The 24,573-nt window shown below is 64.5% G+C and carries 20 protein-coding genes; 6 read left to right on the forward strand and 14 right to left on the reverse strand.

Features of this window, described 5'->3' with window-relative positions:
* Positions 1 to 97 precede the first annotated feature (97 nt).
* The 6 genes from AC1ECK_RS20670 to AC1ECK_RS20695 form a co-directional block, all read right to left on the reverse strand.
* A complete protein-coding gene (locus AC1ECK_RS20670; protein WP_480322180.1) occupies positions 98 to 1,207 on the reverse strand; it encodes an ABC transporter ATP-binding protein in 1,110 nt (369 codons plus the stop codon).
* Between the two features lie 97 nt (positions 1,208 to 1,304).
* On the reverse strand, positions 1,305 to 2,024 hold the full coding sequence (locus AC1ECK_RS20675; protein ID WP_480322182.1) for an HAD family hydrolase: 720 nt from the start codon (positions 2,022 to 2,024) through the stop codon (positions 1,305 to 1,307).
* Entirely contained in the window at positions 2,021 to 2,887 is an 867-nt protein-coding gene (locus AC1ECK_RS20680; RefSeq protein ID WP_480322184.1) for a carbohydrate ABC transporter permease, read from the reverse strand. Before AC1ECK_RS20680 ends, AC1ECK_RS20675 begins: the two co-directional genes overlap by 4 nt.
* A complete protein-coding gene (locus AC1ECK_RS20685) occupies positions 2,884 to 3,819 on the reverse strand; it encodes a carbohydrate ABC transporter permease (RefSeq protein WP_480322186.1) in 936 nt (311 codons plus the stop codon). The genes AC1ECK_RS20680 and AC1ECK_RS20685 overlap by 4 nt, the downstream gene beginning before the upstream one ends.
* Before the next feature lie 178 nt (positions 3,820 to 3,997).
* Entirely contained in the window at positions 3,998 to 5,320 is a 1,323-nt protein-coding gene (locus tag AC1ECK_RS20690) for an ABC transporter substrate-binding protein (protein ID WP_480322188.1), read from the reverse strand.
* 79 nt (positions 5,321 to 5,399) lie between these two features.
* Entirely contained in the window at positions 5,400 to 6,182 is a 783-nt protein-coding gene (locus AC1ECK_RS20695; protein WP_480322190.1) for an L-iditol 2-dehydrogenase, read from the reverse strand.
* Between the two features lie 373 nt (positions 6,183 to 6,555).
* Here AC1ECK_RS20695 and AC1ECK_RS20700 point away from each other — a divergent pair, with 373 nt between their 5' ends.
* Genes AC1ECK_RS20700 through AC1ECK_RS20710 form a run of 3 tightly spaced genes read left to right on the forward strand, consistent with a single transcriptional unit; the run spans position 6,556 to position 9,253 of the window.
* Entirely contained in the window at positions 6,556 to 7,503 is a 948-nt protein-coding gene (locus AC1ECK_RS20700) for a metal ABC transporter solute-binding protein (RefSeq protein WP_480322192.1), read from the forward strand.
* Between the two features lie 24 nt (positions 7,504 to 7,527).
* A complete protein-coding gene (locus tag AC1ECK_RS20705) occupies positions 7,528 to 8,478 on the forward strand; it encodes an ABC transporter ATP-binding protein (protein WP_480322194.1) in 951 nt (316 codons plus the stop codon).
* On the forward strand, positions 8,471 to 9,253 hold the full coding sequence (locus AC1ECK_RS20710) for a metal ABC transporter permease (protein WP_480322196.1): 783 nt from the start codon (positions 8,471 to 8,473) through the stop codon (positions 9,251 to 9,253). Before AC1ECK_RS20705 ends, AC1ECK_RS20710 begins: the two co-directional genes overlap by 8 nt.
* 61 nt (positions 9,254 to 9,314) lie before the next feature.
* Here the strand turns inward: AC1ECK_RS20710 and fghA are convergent, their stop codons facing one another.
* From fghA to AC1ECK_RS20725, 3 genes are all read right to left on the reverse strand, one after another.
* Positions 9,315 to 10,175 (reverse strand): S-formylglutathione hydrolase, encoded by an 861-nt coding sequence (fghA, locus tag AC1ECK_RS20715; RefSeq protein WP_480322198.1) that lies wholly within the window; start codon positions 10,173 to 10,175, stop codon positions 9,315 to 9,317.
* A 34-nt stretch (positions 10,176 to 10,209) separates the two neighbouring features.
* A complete protein-coding gene (locus tag AC1ECK_RS20720; RefSeq protein WP_480322200.1) occupies positions 10,210 to 11,316 on the reverse strand; it encodes an S-(hydroxymethyl)glutathione dehydrogenase/class III alcohol dehydrogenase in 1,107 nt (368 codons plus the stop codon).
* 190 nt (positions 11,317 to 11,506) lie between these two features.
* Complete coding sequence (locus AC1ECK_RS20725; RefSeq protein WP_480322202.1) at positions 11,507 to 12,943, reverse strand: xylulokinase; 1,437 nt, start codon at positions 12,941 to 12,943, stop codon at positions 11,507 to 11,509.
* Between the two features lie 342 nt (positions 12,944 to 13,285).
* Here AC1ECK_RS20725 and AC1ECK_RS20730 point away from each other — a divergent pair, with 342 nt between their 5' ends.
* Entirely contained in the window at positions 13,286 to 14,701 is a 1,416-nt protein-coding gene (locus AC1ECK_RS20730) for a nucleobase:cation symporter-2 family protein (protein ID WP_480322204.1), read from the forward strand.
* Positions 14,702 to 14,881: 180 nt separating this feature from the next.
* On the opposite strand, the gene AC1ECK_RS20735 is transcribed toward AC1ECK_RS20730, so the two are convergent.
* The 3 genes from AC1ECK_RS20735 to AC1ECK_RS20745 are packed head-to-tail and all read right to left on the reverse strand — an operon-like array spanning position 14,882 to position 20,849.
* Positions 14,882 to 16,402: an efflux transporter outer membrane subunit gene (locus AC1ECK_RS20735; RefSeq protein WP_480322206.1), complete on the reverse strand. Its 1,521-nt coding sequence runs from the start codon at positions 16,400 to 16,402 to the stop codon at positions 14,882 to 14,884.
* Between the two features lies 1 nt (position 16,403).
* A complete protein-coding gene (locus tag AC1ECK_RS20740) occupies positions 16,404 to 19,604 on the reverse strand; it encodes an efflux RND transporter permease subunit (protein ID WP_480322208.1) in 3,201 nt (1,066 codons plus the stop codon).
* A 15-nt stretch (positions 19,605 to 19,619) separates the two neighbouring features.
* A complete protein-coding gene (locus AC1ECK_RS20745) occupies positions 19,620 to 20,849 on the reverse strand; it encodes an efflux RND transporter periplasmic adaptor subunit (protein ID WP_480322210.1) in 1,230 nt (409 codons plus the stop codon).
* A 428-nt stretch (positions 20,850 to 21,277) separates the two neighbouring features.
* On the opposite strand from AC1ECK_RS20745, the gene AC1ECK_RS20750 reads away from it, so the two are divergent.
* Positions 21,278 to 21,949 (forward strand): TetR family transcriptional regulator, encoded by a 672-nt coding sequence (locus AC1ECK_RS20750; protein ID WP_480322212.1) that lies wholly within the window; start codon positions 21,278 to 21,280, stop codon positions 21,947 to 21,949.
* Positions 21,950 to 22,001: 52 nt separating this feature from the next.
* Here the strand turns inward: AC1ECK_RS20750 and AC1ECK_RS20755 are convergent, their stop codons facing one another.
* Positions 22,002 to 22,631 (reverse strand): cysteine hydrolase family protein, encoded by a 630-nt coding sequence (locus AC1ECK_RS20755; RefSeq protein ID WP_480322214.1) that lies wholly within the window; start codon positions 22,629 to 22,631, stop codon positions 22,002 to 22,004.
* Positions 22,632 to 22,809: 178 nt separating this feature from the next.
* On the opposite strand from AC1ECK_RS20755, the gene AC1ECK_RS20760 reads away from it, so the two are divergent.
* A complete protein-coding gene (locus tag AC1ECK_RS20760; RefSeq protein ID WP_480322216.1) occupies positions 22,810 to 23,778 on the forward strand; it encodes a helix-turn-helix domain-containing protein in 969 nt (322 codons plus the stop codon).
* Positions 23,779 to 23,804: 26 nt separating this feature from the next.
* Here AC1ECK_RS20760 and AC1ECK_RS20765 read toward each other — a convergent pair whose 3' ends face one another.
* Positions 23,805 to 24,557: an SRPBCC family protein gene (locus AC1ECK_RS20765; RefSeq protein WP_480322218.1), complete on the reverse strand. Its 753-nt coding sequence runs from the start codon at positions 24,555 to 24,557 to the stop codon at positions 23,805 to 23,807.
* Between the last annotated feature and the right edge of the window lie 16 nt (positions 24,558 to 24,573).

Here is a 24,573-nt window from a genome sequence, read left to right on the forward strand (position 1 = left end):
GGCAATGCTGCGGGCCACGCCACGCATCTGGGCCCCTTTGCGCGGCATGCCTGAAAAGGACGCAGCGCGCGCCGCGTCCATCGTGCCGCGCCGTGCGTCAGGCCGCCAGCACCTCGACGATCTTGCGCTGAAACGCCTTGCCGTTAGCATCGAACAGATGGCAATGCTCAGGCGTCGCCCCGAGCTTCTGGGTCTCGCCCTTCGTATGGCGTTCGAGCGGCGGAATCCGCGCAATCAGCCCCTCCGGCGACACGCTCGATTCCGCGTACAGATACGCCGCGTCGCCGAGCGACTCCACCGCCATCGTGCGTGCCGAGATGCCGTCGTCCGACATGCCGACGTGCAGATGCTCCGGACGAATCCCGACCGTCACCTTGTCACCCTGCTTCACCGCACCCGGCTCCACCGCCACGCGCTGGGTCTCGCCGGTTTCATAGCGTACCGTGACGCCGTCGCGCGCGACCGACTGCACCACGCCTTCCATGAAGTTCATCTTCGGCGAGCCGATAAAGCCCGCCACGAAGCGGTTAGCCGGCGCGTGATACAGCATCGTCGGACTGCCGACCTGCTCGACGTTACCCGCCGACAGCACCACGATCTTGTCGGCCAGCGTCATGGCTTCGACCTGATCGTGCGTCACGTAGATCATGGTGGTCTTCAGTTCGTCGTGCAGACGGGCGAATTCCAGCCGCATTTTCACGCGCAGCGCGGCGTCGAGGTTCGACAGCGGTTCGTCGAACAGGAACACCTTCGGCTTGCGCGTAATCGCGCGGCCAATCGCCACCCGTTGCCGCTGACCGCCCGACAACTGCTTCGGCTTGCGATCGAGCAGGTGGTCGATATGCAGGATCTTCGCCGCATTGCGCACCGCCGCGTCGATCTCCGGCTTCTTGGTGCCGGCGAGCTTGAGGCCGAACGCCATGTTGTCGTACAGCGTCATGTGCGGGTACAGCGCGTACGACTGGAACACCATCGCGATGCCGCGCTTGGCCGGCGGGATATCGTTCACGCGCGTGCCGTCGATATTCAGATCGCCGCTGGTAATGTCTTCGAGGCCCGCGATCATGCGCATCAACGTGGATTTGCCGCAGCCGCTCGGGCCGACGAACACCACGAATTCACCGTCCGCGATGTCGAGATTGATGTCGCGCATCACTTCGTTGTCGTCGTAGGCTTTTCTGATGTTGCGCAGCGTTAAGCTTGCCATGATGTGTCTCCGTGTGTTGCTCGTACTACGTTAAACCAGTCGACTGCGTCTGCTGACTGACGGCCTTCCGTTCGCGCCGCCAGCGCAAGCGCCTCCCTCAATGCGAATCCGCCGTCACCCGCAGCGTCCATTGCGCCGCCAGCGCGGGCAGTTGCGTCATATCGTCGAAGACGTGGCTCGCGCCCGCCGCGCGCAACGCGCCGATCTGCGCATCGCTCGCATGGCCGCCGCCGATAAAGGCAAGCACCGTCATGCCCGCCGCGCTCGCCGCCGTCACGCCGGTGACGCTGTCCTCCACCACCAGGCAGGCCGCGCTCGCGATGCCGAAATCTTGCGCCGCCGCCAGATACACATCGGGGGCCGGCTTCGGCAGCGCGACCGAATCCGCGCAATAAAGCCGCCCGCCGAAGAACGGCTCAAGCCCCGTGCGTGCCAGCACCGTCTGCACGTACTGCTTGAAGCTGTTGCTCGCACACGCCTTGATCAGCGGAATCTGCGCGAGCGCCTCGGCAATGCCGGCCACTGCGGGCGCCTGCATCGCCGCGGCTTCGACCGCGTGACGAATCGCCTCCATGTCGGCGGCGCTCAAACTCCTGCCAAGTTGCGCGGCGGCGTTTTCGAGCACCCGCTCGATGCGCAGCCCGAGCAGCGGCAGCACCACCGGCTCGACGTCGGTATCCGGCCAGCGCGCCTGCAGTTCGTGCACCAGCATGCGCGCCGCCACGGCTTCACTGTCGATCAGGACACCGTCGCAATCGCAGATCAGCGCCAGTCTGGCTTCGGTCGCGGCATTGCCTGTCGCGGAGTTGACGGTCATTTAACCGCCCCGAACGTCAGCCCACGCACCAGTTGCTTCTGCGACAGCCAGCCGACGATCAGGATCGGCGCCACCGCCAGCAGCGACGCCGCGGAAAGCTTCGCCCAGAACAGACCTTCAGGACTCGAATAGGACGCGATAAACACCGTCAACGGCGCCGCATTCGAACTGGACAGGTTGATGCTCCAGAACGCCTCGTTCCACGACAGGATCACCAGCAGCAGCGCGGTCGACGCGAGACCCGGCAGCGACATCGGCATCAGCAGGTAGACGATTTCCTGCCAGGTCGCCGCGCCGTCGATGCGCCCGGCTTCGAGAATGTCGCGCGGAATTTCGGCGAAGTACGTGAAGGTCATCCACACGGCAATCGGCAGATTGATCAGCGTATAGATGATGATCAGCCCCGAGACGGTATCGAGCATCCCGGTGTTTTTCCACAGCAGATAGATCGGCACCAGTACGCCGACCGACGGCATCATCTTGGTCGACAGCATCCACAGCAGCAAACTCTGCGTGCGGCGCGTCGGAAAGAACGCCATCGCATAGGCGCACGGCACGGCGAGCAGCAGGCACACCACCGTCACGCCCGCCGAGATCATGATCGAATTGCCGGCGAACGAGAAGTAGTTGCTGCGCGCAAAGACCTCACGAAAACTGTCGAGCGTCGGGATGAAAAACAGCGACGACGCATAAGCCTGCTGCTCGGTCTTGAATGCTGTGATCGTCATCCAGAAGATCGGGAAAAACAGCAGCAGCGCGATCAGCCAGGCCAGCACGCCGGGTACGGCGCGCTTGAAGACGGCCCACGGCGCGTTCTTCGATGACACCGTCGTCGAGACGGGTGAAGCGACAACGTGGCTCATTTTTCGTACTCCCCTTTGAGGTTCTTCGCGAGCATCCGCACGAGGAAGAACGACACGATATTGGCCAGCACCACGGCGAGAATCCCGCCGGCCGAGGCAAGCCCGACATCGAACTGTTGCAGGCCGAGCGCGTAGATCAGGTACGACAGCGTGGTGGTCGCCGTGCCGGGGCCGCCGCCGGTGGTCGTGTAGATTTCCGCGAAGATCGACAGCAGGAAAATGGTTTCCATCATCACCACGACCGCAATGGCCCGTCTCAGGTGCGGCAGCGTGATGTAGAAGAACATCGAGAAAGCGCCCGCGCCGTCGATCTTGGCCGCTTCCTTCTGCTCCTGGTCGAGCGACTGGATTGCGGTGAACAGGATCAGGAAGGCGAACGGCAGCCATTGCCACGAGACGATCATGATGATCGCGGTGAGCGGATAGTCGGCGAACCAGTCGATCGGGCGCAGTCCGACGGCGCGCATGCCCTGCGCGATCAGGCCGTACACCGGATGCAGGATCATGTTCTTCCAGATCAGCGCGCTCACGGTCGGCATCACGAAGAACGGCGCAATCGCCAGCAGCCGTGCGATGCCCTGGCCGTAGAACTTGCGGTCGAACAGCACCGACATCAGCACGCCGCCCACCACCGTGATCACCAGCGTGGCGACGATCAGTTCGAGCGTATGGCCGATCGACGGGCCGAACGACGGATCGGTAGCGAGGTACTTGTAGTTGTCGATACCGGCAAAACCCTTTTCGTCGGGGTTCAGCAGGTTGTAATGCGTGAACGAAAACCAGATCGTCATCGCCAGCGGAATCGCCATCCACAGCACCAGCACGGCCGTGGAGGGTGTCACCAGCCAGCGTGCCGACGCGGCCTTGCGCGATTCGCGCTCTTTTTCAGTCTGGGGATGGGCATGCATGAGAGGAAGGCGCAGAGGACGCATGATGTGACCACCTGTTTGGTAATACGCAGGACACGGCGCGGCTGAGGTTCGACCCGGGGCGCCGCCGGTCGCGGCGCAGCAGGTGCGACCGGCGTATGGCTCAGGCGTAACGGCTCAGCCGTGACGGCCCGCTGTGCTGCAAGGGCCGGCTGACTGGCGTCAGCCGGCGTGTTTCACGTCACTTCAGATAACCCGCCTGACGCACGGCGCGATCGGCGGTGGCCTGGCCGGCAGTCAGAGCCTGATCGACCGTCATCTGGCCGGCCAGCGCACCCGAGATGCTCTGACCCACTACCGTGCCGAACGACTGGAACTCAGGAATGCCGACGAACTGCACGCCCGTGTACGGCACCGGCTGCGCGGTCGGATGGTTCGGATCAGCCGTTTCGATCGCCTTCAGCACGAAGTCGGCAAACGGTGCAGCCGCCTTGTACTCGGGACGCGCGTAGGTCGACTGACGGGTTCCCGGAGGCGCCGAGGCCCAGCCTTCGTCCTTCGCGACCATCTCGATGTATTCCTTCGAGGTCGCCCAGGCGATGAACTTCTTCGCCGCATCCGCCTGCTTCGACGACTTCGGAATCGCCAGCGCCCAGGCCCACAGCCAGTGCGCGCCACGCGGCGTGACTTCGGTCGGGGCCGCCGCGAAGCCGACCTTGTCGGCGATCTGCGATTGCTGCTTGTTGTACAGCATGCCGGCGGCCACGGTCGCATCGATCCACATCCCGCACTTGCCCGAGGACATCAGCGTCAGGTTCTCGTTGAAGCCGTTCGAGCTCGCTCCCGGAGGGCCGTCTTTTTGCAGCAGGTTGACGTAGAAGGTGATGGCCTTCTTCCACTCCGGCGAGGTCAGTTGCGGCTCCCACTTCTCGTTGAACCAGCGGCCGCCGAAGGTGTTCACGACCGTCGTCGCATACGCCATGTTTTCGCCCCAGCCGGCCTTGCCGCGCAGGCAGATGCCGTAGACGCCGTTGGCCTTGTCGGTGAGCTTGTCGGCGAACTGCTGGATCTGGTCATAGGTCGGCTGATCCGGCATCGTCAGACCCTTCGCCGCAAACAGGTCCTTGCGGTAGTAGGTCATCGAGCTTTCGACGTAGAACGGCAGCGCGTACAGCGAGCCGTTATAGGACAGGCCGTCGCGGGCCGTCTTCACGACGTCGTTCAGATCGTAGCTGGCGGGCAGGTTCGTGATCGGCGTGAGCCAGCCGCGCTTGCCCCATTGCGGCGTCTCGTAGGCGCCGATCGTCATCACGTCGAACTGGCCGCTGCCGGTCGTGATGTCGGTGGTGGCGCGCTGACGCAGCACGTTTTCTTCGAGAATCACCCAGTTGAGCTTGATGTCCGGATTGGCCTGCTCGAACGCCGGCGACAGCTTCTTCAGCTCGATCATGTCCGGGTTGTTCAAGGTGGCGATCGTCACTGTCGCGGCGGACGCGTTCAGTGCCGCGCACGCAACAGCGGCGGCGCTGAGCGCCTTGAGCGCGGGTTTCATGGCTGCTTTCATCACTTGTCTCCTTTCTAGTACGTTATGTTTTACTGCGTTCTCGTGCAGAGGGGGCGGCGAACTTGTTACAGCGCGTCCGTTAGCTCATCCAGTTACCGCCGTCGACGTTCAGGGTTTGCGCGGTGATGTAATCGGCATCGGCGGAAGCCAGGAACAGCGCCGCGCCGGTCAGGTCTTCGGGCAGGCCCATACGGCCGAGCGGCACCGCCTCGCCGACCAGACGCTTCTTCTCGCCCGGCTGGCGGTTCTCATAGCGGGCGAACAGCGCGTCGACCTGATCCCACATCGGCGTATCCACGACCCCGGGGGCAATCCCGTTGACGTTGATCTTGTGCGGCGCCAAGGCGAGCGCCGCAGATTGTGTATAGCTTAGTACGGCAGCCTTGGTTGCGCAGTAGTGCGAGACGAGAGCCTCGCCGCGCCGGCCGGCCTGCGACGACATATTGATGATCTTGCCGCCGTAGCCCTGTTCGACCATGCGCTGCGCCACGGCCTGCATCAGGAAGAACATGCCTTTTACATTGACCGCGAAGAGCCGGTCGAACACGTCCCAGGATTCGTCGAGCAGCGGCCGCATGTCGAACAGCGCCGCGTTATTGAAGAGGATGTCGATCTGGCCGAACCGTTCGAGGGTACTCGCGACAATCCGCTGGATATCGTCGCGGCGCGTGACGTCGGCGCTCACAGTCAGGACCCGGTCGCCCGCGGTTTCGCGCAGCGACAGGGCAAAACTGTCCGCCGGCTTCACGTCGACCAGCACGCAGCGCGCGCCTTCGTCGAGATACCGGCGAGCCACGGCTTCACCAATACCGCTGGCCGCACCCGTGAGAATCGCTACCTTCCCTTGCAATCGCGCTGCCACTGCATGTCTCCGGTTCGTTTCGAGTCTTACCGCATGGTGAGCGAACGCTCGTTACGCGAACAATTGCTCTGTTAGTGATCGAATGATCGGATACGCGTCCGGTCATGTCAAGGCGGTTAACGAGATTTCGATGGTGCAGCGCGGCAGGACGCGCCCATTCACGCCGCGGCCCTGCCGAACAGCCACCGCAGCGCGTCCGGCAAGGCCTTGGCATGCGGCGGCTGCGGTTAGCGGCACGCTCGCCGCTAACCGCAGCCACTGACAAATTCAGTTGATACGTTATATTATTGCATCCCAGTCTCGACGCGACGCGCTTCCGGCTCGGCCGCAGGCGCCTCGCACCCAACACTTAGCTTACGCAGCAGGGATACCGATGAAAAAACTCAGCTTGAAGCAGCACGCAGCGCGCCGCGCGCTCGGCCTGTCGAAGTATCTGGTGGCCGGCGCCGCCGTGCTGGCCCTCGGCCAGGCCGCTTTCGCGCAGAATGCGAAGATCCAGGTGGTCGCCGCAGAAAACTTCTATGGCGACGTGGTGCATCAGTTGGGCGGCGAGCATGTGGACGTCACCAGTATCCTGAGCAACCCGGATGAAGATCCGCACCTGTTCGAAGCCAGCCCGAAGACCGCCCGCGCGCTGCAGCATGCGAACCTCGTGGTCTACAACGGCGCCGATTACGACCCGTGGATGGCGAAGCTGCTGAACGCCTCGAAGAACAACACAAAGCGCACTATCATTGTCGCGGCCGACCTGACCGGCAAGAAAGGCGGCGACAATCCGCACCTCTGGTACGACCCGGCAACCATGCCCGCGGTAGCGCGCGCTGTGAGCGCCGCGCTCGAAACGGCTGACCCGGCGAACAAGTCGGCGTACGATGCGAACCTCGCGAAGTTTCTCGATTCGCTCAAGCCGATCGACGCCAAGGTAGCCGAGCTGCATGGCCGCTATGCCGGCGTGCCGGTGACGGCGACGGAACCGGTGTTCGGCTATATGTCGGACGCGGTCGGCCTGTCGATGCGCAATCTGCGCTTCCAGCTGGCGACGATGAACGACACGGAAGCGAGCGCATCGGATATCGCCGCGTTCGAACGCGACCTGCGCGAAAAGCGCGTGCGCGTGCTCATCTATAACAGCCAGGCAACCGAGGCCCTGACCAAACGCATGTTGAAACTCGCGCAGCAATCGCACGTGCCGACCATGAGCGTCACCGAGACGGAACCGGCCGGCAAGAACTACCAGGCGTGGATGCTCTCGCAACTGGACGCGCTCGGCGCGGCGCTGGCCGCGGGCGACACGGGTGCGGCGGCGGCAACGGGCAAGTAACGCAGCAACCAACGGAACCACGCAATGAATCTGACTGGCCGCACGCCGTCCCAAGCCGCGCCCGTTCTCGAACTCGAGAACGTGACGCTGGAACTGGGCGGCCGTGTCATCCTGCGCGACACCAGTCTGCAGGTGAATCAAGGGGAATTTATCGGCGTGCTCGGGCCAAACGGCGCGGGCAAAACCACGCTGATGCGCGCCGTGCTCGGCCTCGTGCCGGCCGCGAGCGGCACGATCCGCGTGCTCGGACAGCCGGTGGTGCGCGGCAATGCGTCGATCGGCTACATGCCGCAGACGCGCGCCGCGCTCGCCGGGCGCCGCGTGCGCGGCCGCGATTTTGTCGCGATGGCGGCCGACGGCCACCGCTGGGGCCTGCCGCACGCCGATGCGAAGACCCGGGCGGACGTCGAACGCGTGCTGGATCTGGTGGGCGGCCGCGCGCTGGCGGCGCGGCCCTTGTCGGAACTGTCCGGTGGCGAGCGCCAGCGCCTGCTGCTCGCGCAGTGCCTGCTCGGCAATCCCAAACTGCTGTTGCTCGACGAACCGCTGATCAGTCTCGACCCGCATCATCAGAAGAGCGTGGTCGAACTGGTGCGTAATGTGCAGCAGGAACTCGGCATCGCGGTGCTGTTTTCGGCGCATGAACTCAATCCGCTGCTGCATGCGCTCGACCGCGTGCTGTATCTCGGCAGCGGCGTGGCGGCGCTCGGCACGGTCGACGAAGTCATCACGAAGCCGGTGCTGTCGCGGCTCTACGGCTCGGCCATCGACGTGATGCGCGTCAACGGCCGCATCTTCGTGATGTCGGGCGACGTCGAAGTCGAAAAGCACGATCACGAACACGAAGACGACGGCCACGATCATGGCGGCGCGCCGGACCATGGGCACCCGCACGGCCGTGGTCATAGCCACGACCACGGCCATACCCTCGACCATCATCAGGCCTCACGCGACGGACACACAAACGATGTTTGAATACGATTTCATGGTCAACGCGTTCGCGGCGTCGGGGATCGTCGCGGTGCTGGCGGGGATTGTCGGCTACTTTCTGGTGATGCGCGGACAGACCTTTGCGGGCCACGCGCTCTCGCACGTCGGCTTTACCGGGGCGACCGGCGCCGTGCTGATCGGCATCTCGCCGATCTGGGGGATGATCGGCTTCACGCTCGCAGCGGGCGTCGGCATGGGCGCGCTCGGTGAAAAGCTCGCCGGCCGCGACGTGGCGATCGGCGTAATCCTCTCGCTCGCGCTCGGCTTCGGGCTGCTGTTTCTGCACTTCTTTACCGCTTACGCGACCCAGGTCACGGCGTTGCTGTTCGGCAATGTGCTCGGCGTGAACGCGTCCACGCTCGGCGTGCTCGCGGGCCTCGGCCTGCTGAGCTTGCTGGCGCTGGCGGCGATCATGCGCCCGCTGCTGTTCGCCTCGCTGCAGCCGGAGCTCGCCGAGGCCAAAGGCGTGTCGCTGCGACTCGTGTCGGTGCTGTTCCTCGCAATCGCCGCGCTGGCGGTGGCGGCATGCACGCAGATCGTCGGCGTGCTGCTGGTGTTCACCTTGATGGTGGGGCCGGCGGCCGCGGCGCAGAACCTGACCACGAGACTCTCCACCGGGCTCGTGCTCGCGGCTCTCCTCGCGCTGGTGCAGGCGTGGCTCGGGCTCACGCTCGCGTTCTATACGGATTGGCCGACCAGCTTCTGGATCACCGCGCTCGCGGCGCTGGTATATGGCGGGAGTTTGCTGGGGCGGAGATAGCAGTGTGATGTGAAGGCGGCACGCGTCAGCCTGCGCCCGTGCCGCCTCCCCCCTCGATGCATCAAGCCAGCAACACCTTCGCGTGATGCGCGAGATGATCCTCGATGAAAGTCGAGATGAAGAAATACCCGTGGTCGTAGCCCTCATGCCGGCGCAAGGTCAACGGCTGTCCTGCCGCACGGCAAGCCGCTTCGAACACATCCGGGTGCAACTGCTCGGCAAGAAACTGATCCGACAAACCCTGATCGATCAGAATCCCCTCGGCGAACTTGTGCGACGCACGCGCCACCAGTTCGCTCGAATCGTACGCCTGCCACGCCGCGCGATCCTTGCCCAGATATCCGCTGAAGGCCTTCTCGCCCCACGCACAGCGCGAGGGCGCGGCGATCGGCGCGAACGCCGACACCGAGCGGTAAATCTGCGGATTGCGCAGCGCCAGCATCAGCGCGCCGTGGCCGCCCATCGAATGTCCGAAGATGCCGAGCCGCTCGCCGTCCACCGGCAGACTGGCCAGCACCGTCTCACGCAGTTCGTCGCGCACGTACGAGTACATCCGGAAGTGCTTCGACCATGGCTCCTCGGTCGCATCGACATAGAACCCCGCGCCGACACCGAAGTCCCACGCCGCGCTTTCGCCGGGGATGCCCGCACCGCGCGGGCTGGTGTCCGGCGCGATCAGCGCGAGACCATGCTGCGCGGCGAAGCGCTGCGCGCCTGCCTTGATCGGGAAGGTCTCCTCGGTACACGTGAGACCGGCCAGATAGAACAGCGCCGGCACCTTATGCGCGCCGGGAACGGCTTGCACCGCTTGCGGCGGCAAATAGACCGAGAACCGCATCGGCAGTCCGGTCACCTTCGAGTCGTGCTTGTAGAAGCGTTGCACGCCGCCGTAGCAGGCGTGCGAGGCTAGAAGTTCGAGCATCGCGCGCTCCCTTGATTGCAACGTGAAGCCGGCATCAGTACAGCACGACCGAGCGGATCGACTCGCCCTTCTTCATCAGGTCGAAGCCTTCGTTGATGCGTTCGAGCGGCAGACGGTGGGTGATCAGATCGTCGATGTTGATCTTGCCTTCCATGTACCAGTCGACGATCTTCGGCACATCGGTGCGCCCGCGTGCGCCGCCGAACGCCGAGCCCTTCCACTCGCGACCCGTCACGAGCTGGAACGGACGCGTGCTGATTTCTTCGCCCGCCGCCGCCACGCCGATGATGAACGACTGGCCCCAGCCCTTGTGCGTGCACTCCAGCGCCTGACGCATCACCTTGGTATTGCCGATGCATTCGAACGAGTAGTCGGCGCCGCCGTCGGTCAGTTGCACGATATGGTCGACCACGTTCTCCACTTCATTCGGGTTGATGAAGTGCGTCATGCCGAATTTCTTCGCCAGCTCGATGCGCCCCGGGTTCAGATCGACACCGATGATCTTGTCCGCGCCCACCATCTTCGCGCCCTGGATCACGTTCAGGCCGATGCCGCCCAGTCCGAACACCACCACGTTCGCACCGGCCTCGACCTTCGCCGAATACACCACGGCGCCGACGCCCGTCGTCACGCCGCAGCCGATATAGCAGATCTTGTCGAACGGCGCGTCTTCCCGCACCTTCGCCACGGCGATCTCCGGCACAACGATGTAGTTCGAGAACGTCGAGGTCCCCATGTAGTGGAACAGCGGCTTGCCGTCGAGCGAGAAACGCGAGGTCGCATCGGGCATCAGGCCACGGCCTTGTGTCGAGCGGATCGCCTGGCACAGGTTGGTCTTGCGCGAGAGGCAGAACTTGCATTGGCGGCATTCCGGCGTATAGAGCGGAATCACGTGATCGCCCTTCTTCAGCGTGCCGACACCCGGACCCACATCGACGATCACGCCGGCGCCTTCATGACCGAGGATCGCCGGGAAGAGCCCTTCCGGGTCCGCGCCCGACAAGGTGTAGTAGTCGGTGTGGCAGATACCCGTGGCCTTCACTTCGATCAGCACCTCGCCGGCGCGCGGGCCTTCCAGATCGACTTCCTCGATCGTCAGCGGTGCGCCCGCTTTCCATGCGATGGCTGCTTTCGTCTTCATGGTGAATGCTCCTGTAGTTCCGTGAATCAGTTCCGTGAATCAGTTCCGTGAATCAATCTGATGATGCGAGGCTCGCAACCGTGCGCGCCCCGTCGGCAACCTTATGCCGCGACCGGCGCCTATGATCGCCGAAATTTGCACTGCGTGTATGCGAGCACTGGCCACCGCGTTGCCCCTGGGCGACATCGGCTCATGCGTCACGGGACGGATCGAACCAGTCCTCGACACGTCCATACAGGTCGATGAAACGCTCGTAACGCGCAGTGAGCGCAGTATCGTTTTGCGGACCCGCGACGCGCGCCGTAGCCGGCGCCAGCGCCGCGAGATCGGCTGCATGCCAGTGGCCGCGCGCCAGTCCGCCGAGGATCGCCGCGCCGCGCCCCGCGGCATTCGGACAATCGAGCGCAAACAGTTCGACGTTCAATGCATCCGCGAGCAACTGACGCCAGCGCGCATCCACCGAGCCGCCGCCGGCGAGCCGCAGCGCCGCGACCGTGGCGCCGCTCGCGCGGATCGCGTCGAGCCCCGCGCGCAACGAAAAGGCGACGCCTTCGAAAGCGGCCCGCATCAGCGTGCCGCGCGTATGGCCAAGCGCGAGACCGAGCCAGCCGCCGCGCGCAGCCGGGTTGAGCCACGGAGTGCGCTCGCCCGTCAGGTACGGCAGAAACGTGAGGCCCTGAACCACCGGCGCGCCGGCAACATCGAACGCGTCGCGGTACGCCTCGGCCCATTCGTAAGAGAGCCAGCCGCGCACGGTTTCCAGCGCGACGCCGACGTTCTGCATGGCCGCCATCCGGTACCAGTGATCGCTCGCCGCGCGATAACGATGCAGCCCTTGCGCAGGCGCCGGCGCCTCGCTCGCGAGCACGACGATCTGGCCGCCGGTGCCGGTGGTGAGCAACGCGTCGCCCGCTCGAGCAAGGCCGCTGCCAAGCGCGGCGCACGGGGTATCGCCCGCGCCGGTTGCAAGCACGATGCCCGCACGCAACCCGAGCGCGGCTGCGGCCTGCGCCGACAGGGTGCCGCCCGCCGAATACGACGGCGCGAGCGGCGCGAACCACTCATGCGGCAAGCCGAGCCGGTCCAGTTGCGCGCGATCCCACACGCCGGCCGGATCGGCCAGCGCGGTCGCGCAGGCATCCGACGGATCGGTCACGACGGCGCCGCCCAACGCGACGCGCAACCAGTCCTTCGGTTGCAGCGCCCAGCGCGTGGCCTGCGCCGTTTGCGGCTCATGCAGCACGATCCAGCGCAGCAACGGACCTGCCATCCCAGGCGCGACCGGATTGGGCTGCGGCGCGGGCCATTGCCCGAGCAGCGCGAGCGCGCGCGTATCGGGCCATAGCATGGCCGGACGCACGGCGCGGCCCTCGGCATCGGTCAGCACCACACCGTGCATTTGTCCGGAAAAACCGATGCCCTCGACACCGGCCCGCGCCTCGGCGGGCAGTCGCGCAGCCGCTTCGCAGAGCGCGCGCCACCAGGTCTCTACGGACATCTCCGCCCAGCCGGGATGCGGCGTCTCGATTGCGTAAGCGACGCTGGCCGTGGCCAGCTCACGGCCGTTGTCGTCGACGATTGCCAGTTTGAGTGAACCGGTGCCAAGGTCGATGCCGAGAAAGTTCATGGGCAAAAAAGTATCGAGGTGAAGAAGAGGAACAGGCCAATCGCGGGTTAACCCCGCCACTCTGGAAGCGGCGTCAAAACGGCACTATGCATCGTATCGAATACACCTCATCGATTCTCACACATATCGGTTTCGAGGAAGCCACCGGCGCTACCGCAACCTCGCACCGCAGCATGGGGCTCACAGCCGGTTTGCCCAGCCTGCGCATTTCGATCGGCTTTCAAGGCGGCCTCGCGCATATGAACGTCGCGAAGCCCGGAATAGGCCCCAGCGGTCTTGTTGCTCGCTTTCTCTCCGCATACCTTGGAGCCATCCCAAAACGAGATGGTGGAGAGAGACAAAATGCAATCGAACACGGTTCACCCGTGCGACGAGCGACTGCCCGCGGGCCAGTTGCTCACGCTCGGCATTCAGCACGTCCTCGTCATGTATGCCGGCGCGGTCGCGGTGCCGCTCATCATCGGCAGCGCGCTCAAGCTGCCCAAGGATCAGATTGCCTTCCTGATCAGCGCCGACCTCTTCTCGTGCGGCATCGCCACGCTGATCCAGACGCTCGGCCTGTGGATCTTCGGCATCCGCCTGCCCGTCATCATGGGCTGCACGTTCGCCGCAGTCGGCCCGATGGTGGCGATCGGCACCAACCCGAGTCTCGGCATTCTCGACATCTTCGGCTCGACCATTGCGGCCGGGGTCGTAGGCATCCTGCTCGCACCCGCCATCGGCAAGCTGTTGCGCTTCTTCCCGCCGGTGGTGGTCGGCGTCGTGATCTCGGTGATCGGGCTGTCGCTGATGGAAGTCGGCATCAACTGGGCGGCCGGCGGGGTCGGCAATCCCGACTACGGTAATCCGGTCTACCTGAGCCTGTCGCTCGTCGTGCTCACGCTGATCCTGCTGATCAACAAGTTCGGCAAGGGCTTCATGGCCAACATCTCGGTGTTGCTCGGCATCGTCGCCGGCTTCGTGATCGCCGCGCTGCTCGGCCGCGTCAACATGGACGGCGTGACCGCGGCGCCGTGGGTCGGCATCGTGATGCCGTTCCACTTCGGCCTGCCGCACTTCGATCCGCTCGCCATTGCAACAATGGTCACGGTGATGTTCGTCACCTTCATCGAATCGACCGGCATGTTCCTCGCGGTCGGCGACATGGTGGAGCGTCCGGTGGACCAGAAGACCCTCGTGCGCGGCCTGCGCGTCGACGGTCTGGGCACGCTGATCGGCGGCATCTTCAATTCGTTCCCGCATACGTCGTTTTCGCAGAACGTCGGGCTGATCGGCGTCACGGGTGTGAAGAGCCGCTTCGTATGCGCCATGGGCGGCGTGATTCTCGTGCTGCTCGGGCTGTTTCCGAAGATGGCCCAGGTGGTCGCCTCGGTGCCGGCGTTCGTGCTCGGCGGCGCCGGTATCGTGATGTTCGGCATGGTGGCAGCGAACGGCATCAAGGTGCTCTCGAAGGTCGACTTTGTGAAGAATCACCACAACCTGTTCATTGTGGCGGTCAGTATCGGCCTCGGCCTGGTGCCGGTGGTCTCGCCGCAGTTTTTCGCCAAACTGCCGCCGGCGCTCTCGCCGCTGCTGCACAGCGGGATTTTGCTGGCCTCGGTGTCCGCGGTGGTGCTGAACCTGGTTTTTAATGGCGTAAAGGGCGAGCGCGCGGCGAAGCGCGAAATCCGCCGCGCTGGGCATGATTTCGACGGACGGGGCGGTCAGGACGAACCTGCGGCGGGCGATGAGATGCTGCGTGCTGCCGACTTGCATTGAGCAGCGCGGGCGCGGGTGACGGCAATGTCCTGCTTCAGGTGAACGCAGCAGCCGCGAGCCGCAACCCGCATCACAGCAAAGCGTAGTCGCAATAAAAAACGCCACAGCATGCCGTGGCGTTTTTCTTTGCTGCGCGAGCGGCGGGTTCAGAACAAGAACCCGCCCTTGCCTGCGCAGCGCCTAGTTTGCCGAACTCGCAGACGCTGCTGCCGGCGTGCTCGCCGCGCTGTAGTCGACCGGAGCATCGGCCGGACGCGGTTGGTCGCCGTTGTGTTCGATCCAGCCGCCGCCGAGCGACTGGTACAGATCGACCAGGTTCGTGAGCCGCGCCACGCGTGCCGAAATCAGCGCCTGCTGCGCCGAATACAGATCGGTTTGCGCAGTCAGCACCGACAGGTAGCTGTCCACACCGTTGCGATAACGCAGGTCCGACAGATCGAGCCGGCGCTGTTCCGCGAAGGTATCGCGCTCGAGCGCCGCGATCTGTTCGTCGTACGTGCCGCGCGCCGCGAGTCCGTCCGCCACTTCGCGGAACGCCGTCTGAATCGCCTTTTCGTACGTCGCGATCTGGATGTTCTTCTGCACGTGCGCGAGATCGAGGTTGGCCTTGTTCTCGCCGCCCGTGAAGATCGGCAAGGTGATCGTCGGCGAGAAACCCCACGACGCCGAGCCCGGCTTGAACAACCCGCCCAGCGTCGGGCTCAGCGTGCCGAAGTTGCCGGTCAGCGAGATCTTCGGGAAGAACGCTGCACGCGCCGCACCGATGTTCGCGTTGGCCGCCAGCAGGTTCTCCTCGGCTTCCATGATGTCCGGACGCCGCGTCAGCAGATCGGAGGGCAGGCCGGCCGGAATATCCGTCAGGAGATTCTGATCGCCGAGCGGCAGCCCCGGCGGCAGATCGTCAGGCAACGGCTCGCCCACCAGCAGCACCAGCGCGTTGACCGCCTGGGCACGCAAGCGCGCTTCAGCCTGATAATTCGCGTTGGCCTGCTCGACGACCGTTTGCGCCTGCCGCAGGTCGAGTTCCGAGCCCGTGCCGTTGTCGAACTGCAGCTTGGTGATCCGGTACGATTCCTGGGCCGTTTTCAGCGTGCCCTCGGTCACCTTCAGCAGATCGTCGTACGACAGCACGGTCAGATACTGATCCGCCACCTGCGACACCAGCGAGATCTCCGCCGCCTTACGAGCCTGCGCCGTAGCCAGGTACTGGTCCAGCGCCTGGTCCTTCAGGCTGCGGATCCGGCCGAAGAAGTCCAGCTCCCACGAACCGCTGAGCCCAACCGAATACTGGTTCGAGATCGTCTGGTCGAAGAACGACAGATCCTTCGGCGTACGCGATTTGGTCTGCGAACCCACTGCGTTGATGGTCGGGAAAAGTCCGGCCCGCGTCACCTGATACTGCGCCTGCGACTGCTGAATATTCAGCACCGACACGCGCAGATCGCGGTTGTTCTTCAGCGCAATCTCGATCAGCCGCTGCAGGCGCGGATCGACGAAGAAATCGCGCCAGCCGATATCGGCCGCGGCCTGGCCGTTCGCGCTACGCGCGCCGCCGCTCGCCGCGCCGGGCTGCGTCGAGTAGACGCCTTCCGTCGGGAACGTGCCCGACACCGGCGCGGCCGGCCGCTCGTACCTCGGCTCCATCGTGCAAGCCGTAGCGAGGAGTGCGACCGCCACTGCAATCAAAGAGTGTTTTTGCATCTCAATGTCCTTCCTTGCCCGAGCCGTTGCCACCCTGCTGCGGGTCATGAGGATGGTGCTGGTTATAGTGTTCGAGCGCCGCATCCGGATCTTCCTTCTCGCCGCCGAACTTCGCACGAACCACGACGAAGAACATCGGGATCATGAAGATCGCGAGGAAGGTTGCCGTCAGCATCCCGCCGATCACGCCGGTACCGATCGCGTGCTGGCTCGCCGAGCCGGCGCCGTTACTGATAGCCAGCGGCATCACGCCGAGAATGAACGCGAGCGAGGTCATCAGGATCGGCCGCAACCGCAGACGTGCCGCTTCCAGCGCCGCCTCGACCGGTCCCATGCCTTCACCCTGCTGCAGTTCGCGGGCGAATTCCACGATCAGAATCGCGTTCTTCGCCGACAACCCCACCGTGGTCAACAAGCCCACCTGGAAGAACACGTCGTTCTCGAGGCCACGCAGCGTTGCGGCCAGCAATGCGCCCAGCACGCCGAGCGGCACCACCATGATCACCGAGAACGGGATCGACCAGCTTTCATACAACGCCGCGAGACACAGGAACACGACGAGGATCGAGATGCCGTACAGGATAGGCGCTTGCGAACCGGACTGGATTTCCTGGAACGACAGACCCGTCCACTCGTAACCGATACCCGCCGGCAGCTTGGCCGCAATCGCTTCGATTGCCTGCATGGCCTGGCCCGTACTCTTGCCCGGCGACGCCGCACCCTGGATTTCCACCGCCGAAATACCGTTGTAGCGCTCCAGCTTCGGCGAGCCGTAGGTCCACGTACCGCTGGCGAACGACGAGAACGGCACCATCGTGCCCGCGCCGTTGCGCACGTACCAGAGGTTCAGGTCTTCCGGGCTCATCCGGAACGGCGCGTCGGCCTGCAGGTACACCTTCTTGATCCGGCTGTCGGTATCGAGGAAGTTGTTCACGTAGGCCGATGCCCAGGCGATCGAGAACGTCTGGTCGATCGTGGCGAGCGACACACCCAGCGCCGAAGCCTTCTCGTGGTCGATCGACACGTTGAACTGCGGCGTGTCGTTCAGGCCGTTCGGACGCACCTGCGCCAGCATCGGATCTTTCGAGGCCATGCCGAGCAGCATGTTGCGCGCTTCCATCAGCTTCGCGTGGCCGACCCCGGCGCGGTCTTCGAGTTCGAAGTCGAAGCCGGCTGCGGTACCCAGTTCAGGAATCGACGGCGGGTTGACCGGATAGACGAGCGCGTTCTTGTAGCCCGCGAAGTGCATGAACAACCGGCCCACCAGCGCCTGGACCTTCTGGTCCGAGTGCTGCCGCACGGAGTAGTCCTTCATCCGCACGAACACGAGACCCGCGTTCTGGCCACGGCCGGCGAAGCTGAAACCGTTCACCGTGAAGACCGATTCGACGATGCCCTTTTCCTTGTCGAGCAGGTAGTCGGAAATGTCCTTCAGCGCATGCGCCGTGGTTTCCTGGGTCGAGCCCGACGGCGTCTGCACCAGCACGAACATCGTGCCCTGGTCTTCATCCGGCAGGAACGACTTCGGCAAGCGCACGAACAGCATGCCCACGGCCACGATCACCACCAGGTAGATGATGAGCCAGCGGCCCGAGCGCTTGATCACGTGGTGCACGCCGGAGTGGTACTTGTCGCGGCTCTTCTCGAAGGTCCGGTTGAACCAGCCGAAGAAGCCCTTCTTCTCTTCGTGATGGCCCTGCGGAATCGGCTTCAGAATCGTTGCGCACAGCGCCGGCGTCAAAACCAGAGCGACCATCACGGACAGCACCATCGCCGACACGATGGTCAGCGAGAACTGCCGGTAAATCGCGCCCACCGAGCCGCCCGAGAACGCCACCGGCACGAACACCGCCGACAGCACGAGCGCCACGCCGACCAGCGCGCCGGTGATCTGATCCATGGCCTTGCGGGTCGCGTCGCGCGGCGATAGCCCTTCCTCGGCCATCACGCGCTCGACGTTCTCCACCACCACGATCGCATCGTCCACCAGCAGGCCGATCGCGAGCACCAGCCCGAACATCGACAGCACGTTGATCGAGAAGCCCACCGCGCTCATGATCGCGAACGTACCCAGCAGCACCACCGGCACCGCGATCGTCGGAATCAACGTCGCGCGCAGGTTCTGCAGGAACAGGTACATGACCAGGAACACCAGCACGATACCTTCGAGCAGCGTCTTGACCACTTCCTCGATCGACAGACGCACGAACGGCGTCGTGTCATACGGGTACTTCACGACGAGACCGTGCGGGAAGTACTTCGACAGTTCATCGATCTTCGTGCGGACAGCCTTCGCCGTCGCCAGTGCGTTCGCACCGGTGGCGAGCTGAATCCCGAAACCGGCCGTCGGCACACCGTTGTACTTGGTGTCGAAGTTGTAGTTTTCGCCGCCGAGCTCGATGCGCGCCACATCTTTCAGCAGCACACGCGAGCCGTCCTGGTTCACCTTCAGCAGGATGTTGCCGAACTGCTCCGGCGTCTGCAGCAGCGTCGCTTCGCTGATGGTGGCCTGCAGCGCCTGGCCAGGCACCGCCGGCGTACCGCCGAGCGAACCGCCCGCCACCTGCACGTTCTGCGCGGTGAGCGCGGTCTGCACATCAACCGGCGTGAGGCCGAAGTTGGTGAGCTTGTTCGCGTCGAGCCAGATCCGCATGGCGTACTGCGAGCCGAACAGCGTGACCGTACCCACACCGTCGATCCGGCTCACCGGGTCTTCGATGTTCGAGGCGACGTAGTTCGCCAGGTCGTACTTGTTCATGCTGCCGTCTTCGGAGTTGAAGGCCAGCACGAGCAGGAAGCTGCTGCTCGATTTGGTGACCTTCGTACCGAGCTGCTGCACGGCTTGCGGCAGGAGCGGCGTGGCGAGCTGCAGCTTGTTCTGCACCTGCACCTGCGCAATGTCAGGATTGGTGCCGGCTGCAAACGTCAGCGTGATGGTGGCCGTACCCGAATCGTCCGAGGTGGACGAGATGTACAGCAAGTGGTCGAGACCACTCATCTGCTGCTCGATCACCTGCGTGACGGTGTTTTCCACCGTCTTCGCCGATGCGCCCGGGTAGGTTGCGCTGATCTGCACAGCCGGCGGGGCGATGGTCGGATATTGCGCGATCGGCAACGTGAAGATCGACGCGACACCCGCGAGCATCAGGATGATGGCGATCACCCATGCAAAAATCGGGCGATCAATAAAGAACTTTGCCATGAAACAGGCTCCCTGTTATTGCGCGCCCGATGCAGCAGAGGCTTGTGCCGTCTGAGCAGCGCTGGCGGCCGGTGCGCCTTGAGCGGCGGCATCGGAGGCGGGGGAAGCAGGCAGTTGGGCTTCGACAGTCTTGACTTCCATGCCCGGACGTACCTTGTCGGTGCCCTGCACGATCACGCGATCGCCCGGGTTCAGGCCGCTATCGACCACCCAGTTCGAACCGTACGTGCTCGAGGTGACGAGCTGGCGCACCGCGACCTTGTTGTCCGGACCGACGACGAGCGCGATCGGCGTGCCCTTCTGGTCATGCGTAATGCCGATCTGCGGCACGACGATGGCCTTGTCGTTCACGCCTTCTTCGATGCGCGCACGCACGAACATGCCCGGCAGCAGCACGCCGTCCTTGTTCTGGAACAGCGCGCGCACGGTCACCGAACCGGTGCTCTGATCGACCGTGACGTCGCTGAACTGCAGCTTGCCCTTTTCCGAATAGGTGCGGCCGTCTTCGAGGAGCAGCGTGACCTTGGCCGCGTCCGGGCCGCTCGTCTTCAGACGCCCTTCCTGGACTTCACGGCGCAGCTTGAGGCCGTCGAGGCTCGATTGCGTCAGGTCGACATACATCGGATCCAGTTGCTGCACCGTCGACATCAGCGTGGCCGCGCTTGCCTGCACATAGGCGCCCGGCGTCACCTGCGAGATGCCGACCTGGCCGCTCACCGGCGAGACGACGTCCGTGTAGCCGAGGTTGATCTGCGCGGTATCCACCGCGGCCTTGCCCGAGGCGACATCCGCTGCGGCCTGGCCTTCCGAGGCGACCGCGTTGTCGTAGTCCTGCTTGCTGACGGCGTTGGCCGCGACCAGCACCTTGTAGCGGTTGGCCTGCGCCGTCACCGACACGAGGTTGGCCTGAGCCTTGGCGAGCGTCGCCTTGGCGCTGTTCAACTGGGCGATGTACGGCGCCGGATCGATCTTGTACAGACGCTGGCCGGCCTTCACCTGGCTGCCTTCCGTGAATTCGCGGCGCAGCACGATGCCGTCTACCCGCGCGCGCACTTGCGCCACGAGGAAGGCATTGGTGCGGCCCGGCAGTTCGGTGACGACAGGCACGGAGGTCGGCTGGACAGTGACGATGCCGACTTCAGGGGTTTGTTGCGGCGGGGCCGATTGTTTTGGTCCGCACGCGGCCAGCAATACGGCAGCCGTCGCGGCACTGATTAAGCGAAATGGAACCCGTTCGACGCGCATGGAGCGACCTCTGTCAAGGCTGAGAGAATGAAAAAGTGCACGCATCCCTACCCCGGGGACGACAGCGCACACATGCGTCTCGCGACGCGTGACCGGTAGCCCAGTTCCCGGCACAGCGAGCGGGATGGACACCCCGGCAGCAATACGCCAACCCGGGAAATGCCGCACGGCGCCGCTTTTCTGACACGACGCAAAGCGTTTTGAAAGACAACAGTGACGGATATTAACCGGTCGTCACGGCTTGGGCTATCCGATCGATGGGGTGCTATTATATATACATTCGCGTATGAATGTATAAGTGCGTTTTACTATCCTTACAGGCCCGACTAGGCAATAATTGTTCGCGAAACACGCAACAATCAGAGGGATTGTGACGGGCCGCGTTTAAAAGTGCCCAGTTACCCCGCAATCAGGCAGGTCAGACGAATATGGTCAGAAGGACCAAAGAAGAGGCGCTGGAGACACGCGCGGGCATCCTCGATGCCGCAGAAAGGGTCTTTTTCGAGAAAGGCGTGTCGCGCACGTCGCTGGCCGATATCGCCCAGGCCGCGGGTGTCACACGCGGCGCGATCTACTGGCATTTCGCCAACAAGGGCGACCTGTTCACCGAGATGTTCGATCGTGTGCTGCTGCCGCTCGACGAACTGAAAGCGGCTTCGATCAACCCTGACGAGCCCGATCCGCTCGGGCGGCTGATCGACATCTGCACGCTGTGCCTGCGCGACACCGCACTCGATCCGCAGCGCCGCCGCGTGTTCGACATCCTGTTTCTAAAGTGCGAGTTCGTCGAAGAGATGGGCCCGGTGATGGTCCGCTACCAGAGCAACATGCGCGAGGCGCTCGGGAAAATCGAAATCGGCTTGCGCAACGCGGTCTCCAAAGGCCAGATGCCCGCCAATCTCGACACCAAGCTGGCGGCCACGATGCTGCATGCGTTCGTCGGCGGGGCGCTGCGCGACATGCTGTTCCTGCCCGACTCCGCCGATATCGCCGTGCACGCGTGCAAGCTCGTGGAGGGCCTGTTCGACGCCCTGCGCCTCAGTCCCGCGTTGCGTACCGGGGACAGCGCCGCAAGCGCCGGCGCCCGGCAATCATCCTGACCCGGAGCCGACGCAAACCTGCTTCAAAGCTGATTCACGCCCGGCTCAAGCATTAATTAGTCAGCCGCGCGCGAGACTTCTGGTTGGACGCATAGATATTGCCGCGTTCCAACGCCACGCCGTTTTGCACCGCGGCGATCCACGTCCGGGTGCTGGCCACCGCGGCGAAGCGCGAGTGCAGCACCACGCTGAACACGCGGTGAATCTCCTCGGCGCCGGCAAACCCCGCCGCGTTCTCATACGACAGAGAACCGGTCGCATCCTCCAGAAACTCGACCGTGAGCCCCGCATGCAGCGCGTGATTGATCGTCGAGGCGTCGCAGTTGTGGGTCATATAGCCGACCACCGTCAGCGTATCGATTTGCTGCGCGGCGAGCCACTCGGCCAGATCGGTGCCGGCAAACGCGCTCGGCAGCGCCTTGCTGACGTAATGATCGTGCTCACGCGAGGCGACCACCGGATGCAATTCAGCGCCCGGCGTGCCGCGGGCGAAAATCGGCGAGCCCGCCGGCGCGAAGTTCTGCACGACGACGACCGGCACGCCGGCTGCGCGGGCGGCGTCGATTGCGAGGCCGATGTTGGCGAGCGAAGTCTGCACCTCCGGATATTCGATCGGCAGGTCGCCGGTGACATATTCGTTTTGTACGTCGATGACCAGCAGGGCGCGGCGCGGCGTTGACATGGCAAGGTTCCTTCGTTAAATGGGCGGATTCGTCGCGCGTCGGTACTTCGAGGGGAGCGTCTCTGCGGCGCAGCGGCGATGACGGCATTGTTCGCGTTTGCGCATCACGGCGACAGTGACCCGGATGACAAGCTTCGCTAGAATCGGGCCAATCTCGATTTTGCGTGAAGCGCCTGCGATGACCGATCGAAACGCCCAGCACATCGTCGCGGCCATCGCGTTCGACGGCATCAGTCCATTTCACCTCTCGGTGCCGTGCGTGGTGTTCGGCGAAAACCGCAACGACGGCGGCGTGCCACGGTTCGACTTCCGGGTTTGCGCCCTCGAAGCGGGAGCGCTGTCGACGACGGCCGGGTTCTCGATAGCCGCGACGCACGGCCTGGAGGCGATCGAGGATGCGCACACCATCATCGTGCCGAGCTGGCGCGATCCGGATGAAACCCCGCCCGCCGCGCTGCTCGAAGCGCTGCGCCGGGCGCACGCGCGCGGCGCGCAACTGGTGGGCCTGTGCCTCGGCGCGTTCGTGCTGGCCGCCGCGGGAATCCTCGACGAGCGCCGGGCGACCACGCATTGGGCGTGGGCCGACGACTTCGCGCGCCGCTTTCCGCGCGTGCGGCTCGATCCCGACGTGCTCTATATCGACGACGGCAACGTGCTCACTTCAGCAGGCACGGCAGCGGGACTCGACTGCTGCCTTCACGTCCTGCGCGGCATCTGCGGCGCACAGGCCGCCAACTACGTCGCGCGCCGGCTGGTGGTGCCGCCGCACCGTCAGGGCGGCCAGGCCCAGTACATCCAGCAGCCGGTTGCGCCGAATCCGCGCGGCGACCGGCTTTCAGGCCTGCTCGAATGGGTCGCGGCGAATCTCGCCGTGCCGCACACGCTCGACTCGCTGGCTGAGCGCGCATTGATGAGCCGCCGCACTTTCACGCGCCGCTTCAGGCTGGCGACGGGCGCCACGGTGGGCGCATGGCTGCTTGCGCAGCGCCTCGCCCGCGCGCAGCAATTGCTGGAAAGCGGCGATCAATCGGTCGAAGCGATTGCGGCGATTGCCGGCTTCGGCTCGACGGCATCGCTGCGGCAACATTTTCAGGAGGCGTTTCGCACCTCGCCGTCGGCGTGGCGACGGGAGTTTCGCGGCGTATGAAGGCGTGAGGGACCTACACCCTGCTTTCAGCTCTGACTGAACCAATGCGCCGCGTACAGCACCAGCGCGACCACGAAGATCATCGCAGCCCACGCCCAATTCGGCATGGCATGCGGCGTCGGCTCCCGTTGCGACACGCTATGCGAGCGCGCCCCGAATAGCGTGCTGGTCGCGCGCCCGGTCAAGGCTGCCGCATGATCGTGGGAGCGAACCCGCCGCGCCATCCCGCCCAGGTTGATCGGCCGCAGAAACACATGTTGCCGCCGGCTGTGCGCGCCGCGCGCCTGGTTCGGCCCCTGGCCATGTTTGGCCTGGACGACGGCGCAGAACTCGGTGAAGAAATCGTCGGCCAGTTCGTGCAGCGCGTTCTCGAGTTGGCGCGCCGGCAATTCGGCGAGCGGCCCCGCCAGCGTGGCCCACACCGAATAATCGATCCGCGTGCTCGGCCCCTGGCCGGGGCTCGCCTCGTCCGGACGCAGCGTCACGTCGATCTGTCCCCGCAGCGATCCAACGCCCTCGGCGCGCGCCTTGAAATTGAGCGCGCGATGCGTCGTCGCGTCAGACTGTTCTGCATGCTTGCTGGCAACATGGGCGCGCACCTCGTAGCGAGCGCGCAACGGCCCGAGCGGCACCGTCAGCGTCAGCGCGTACTCGCCGCGGGAGAGGCGGCTAAACGACTCGCAATTGTCGAGACTCGCGCGCAGCAACGCGATGTCCTGCAGCGCGTCCCAGACATCGGACGGTGCAAGTGCAATCCGTAACGCGTCGTTCAGTTCCATGGCTGCCTCCCCGATG

The sequence above is a fragment of the Paraburkholderia sp. SSBN10T genome, from assembly GCF_056619545.1.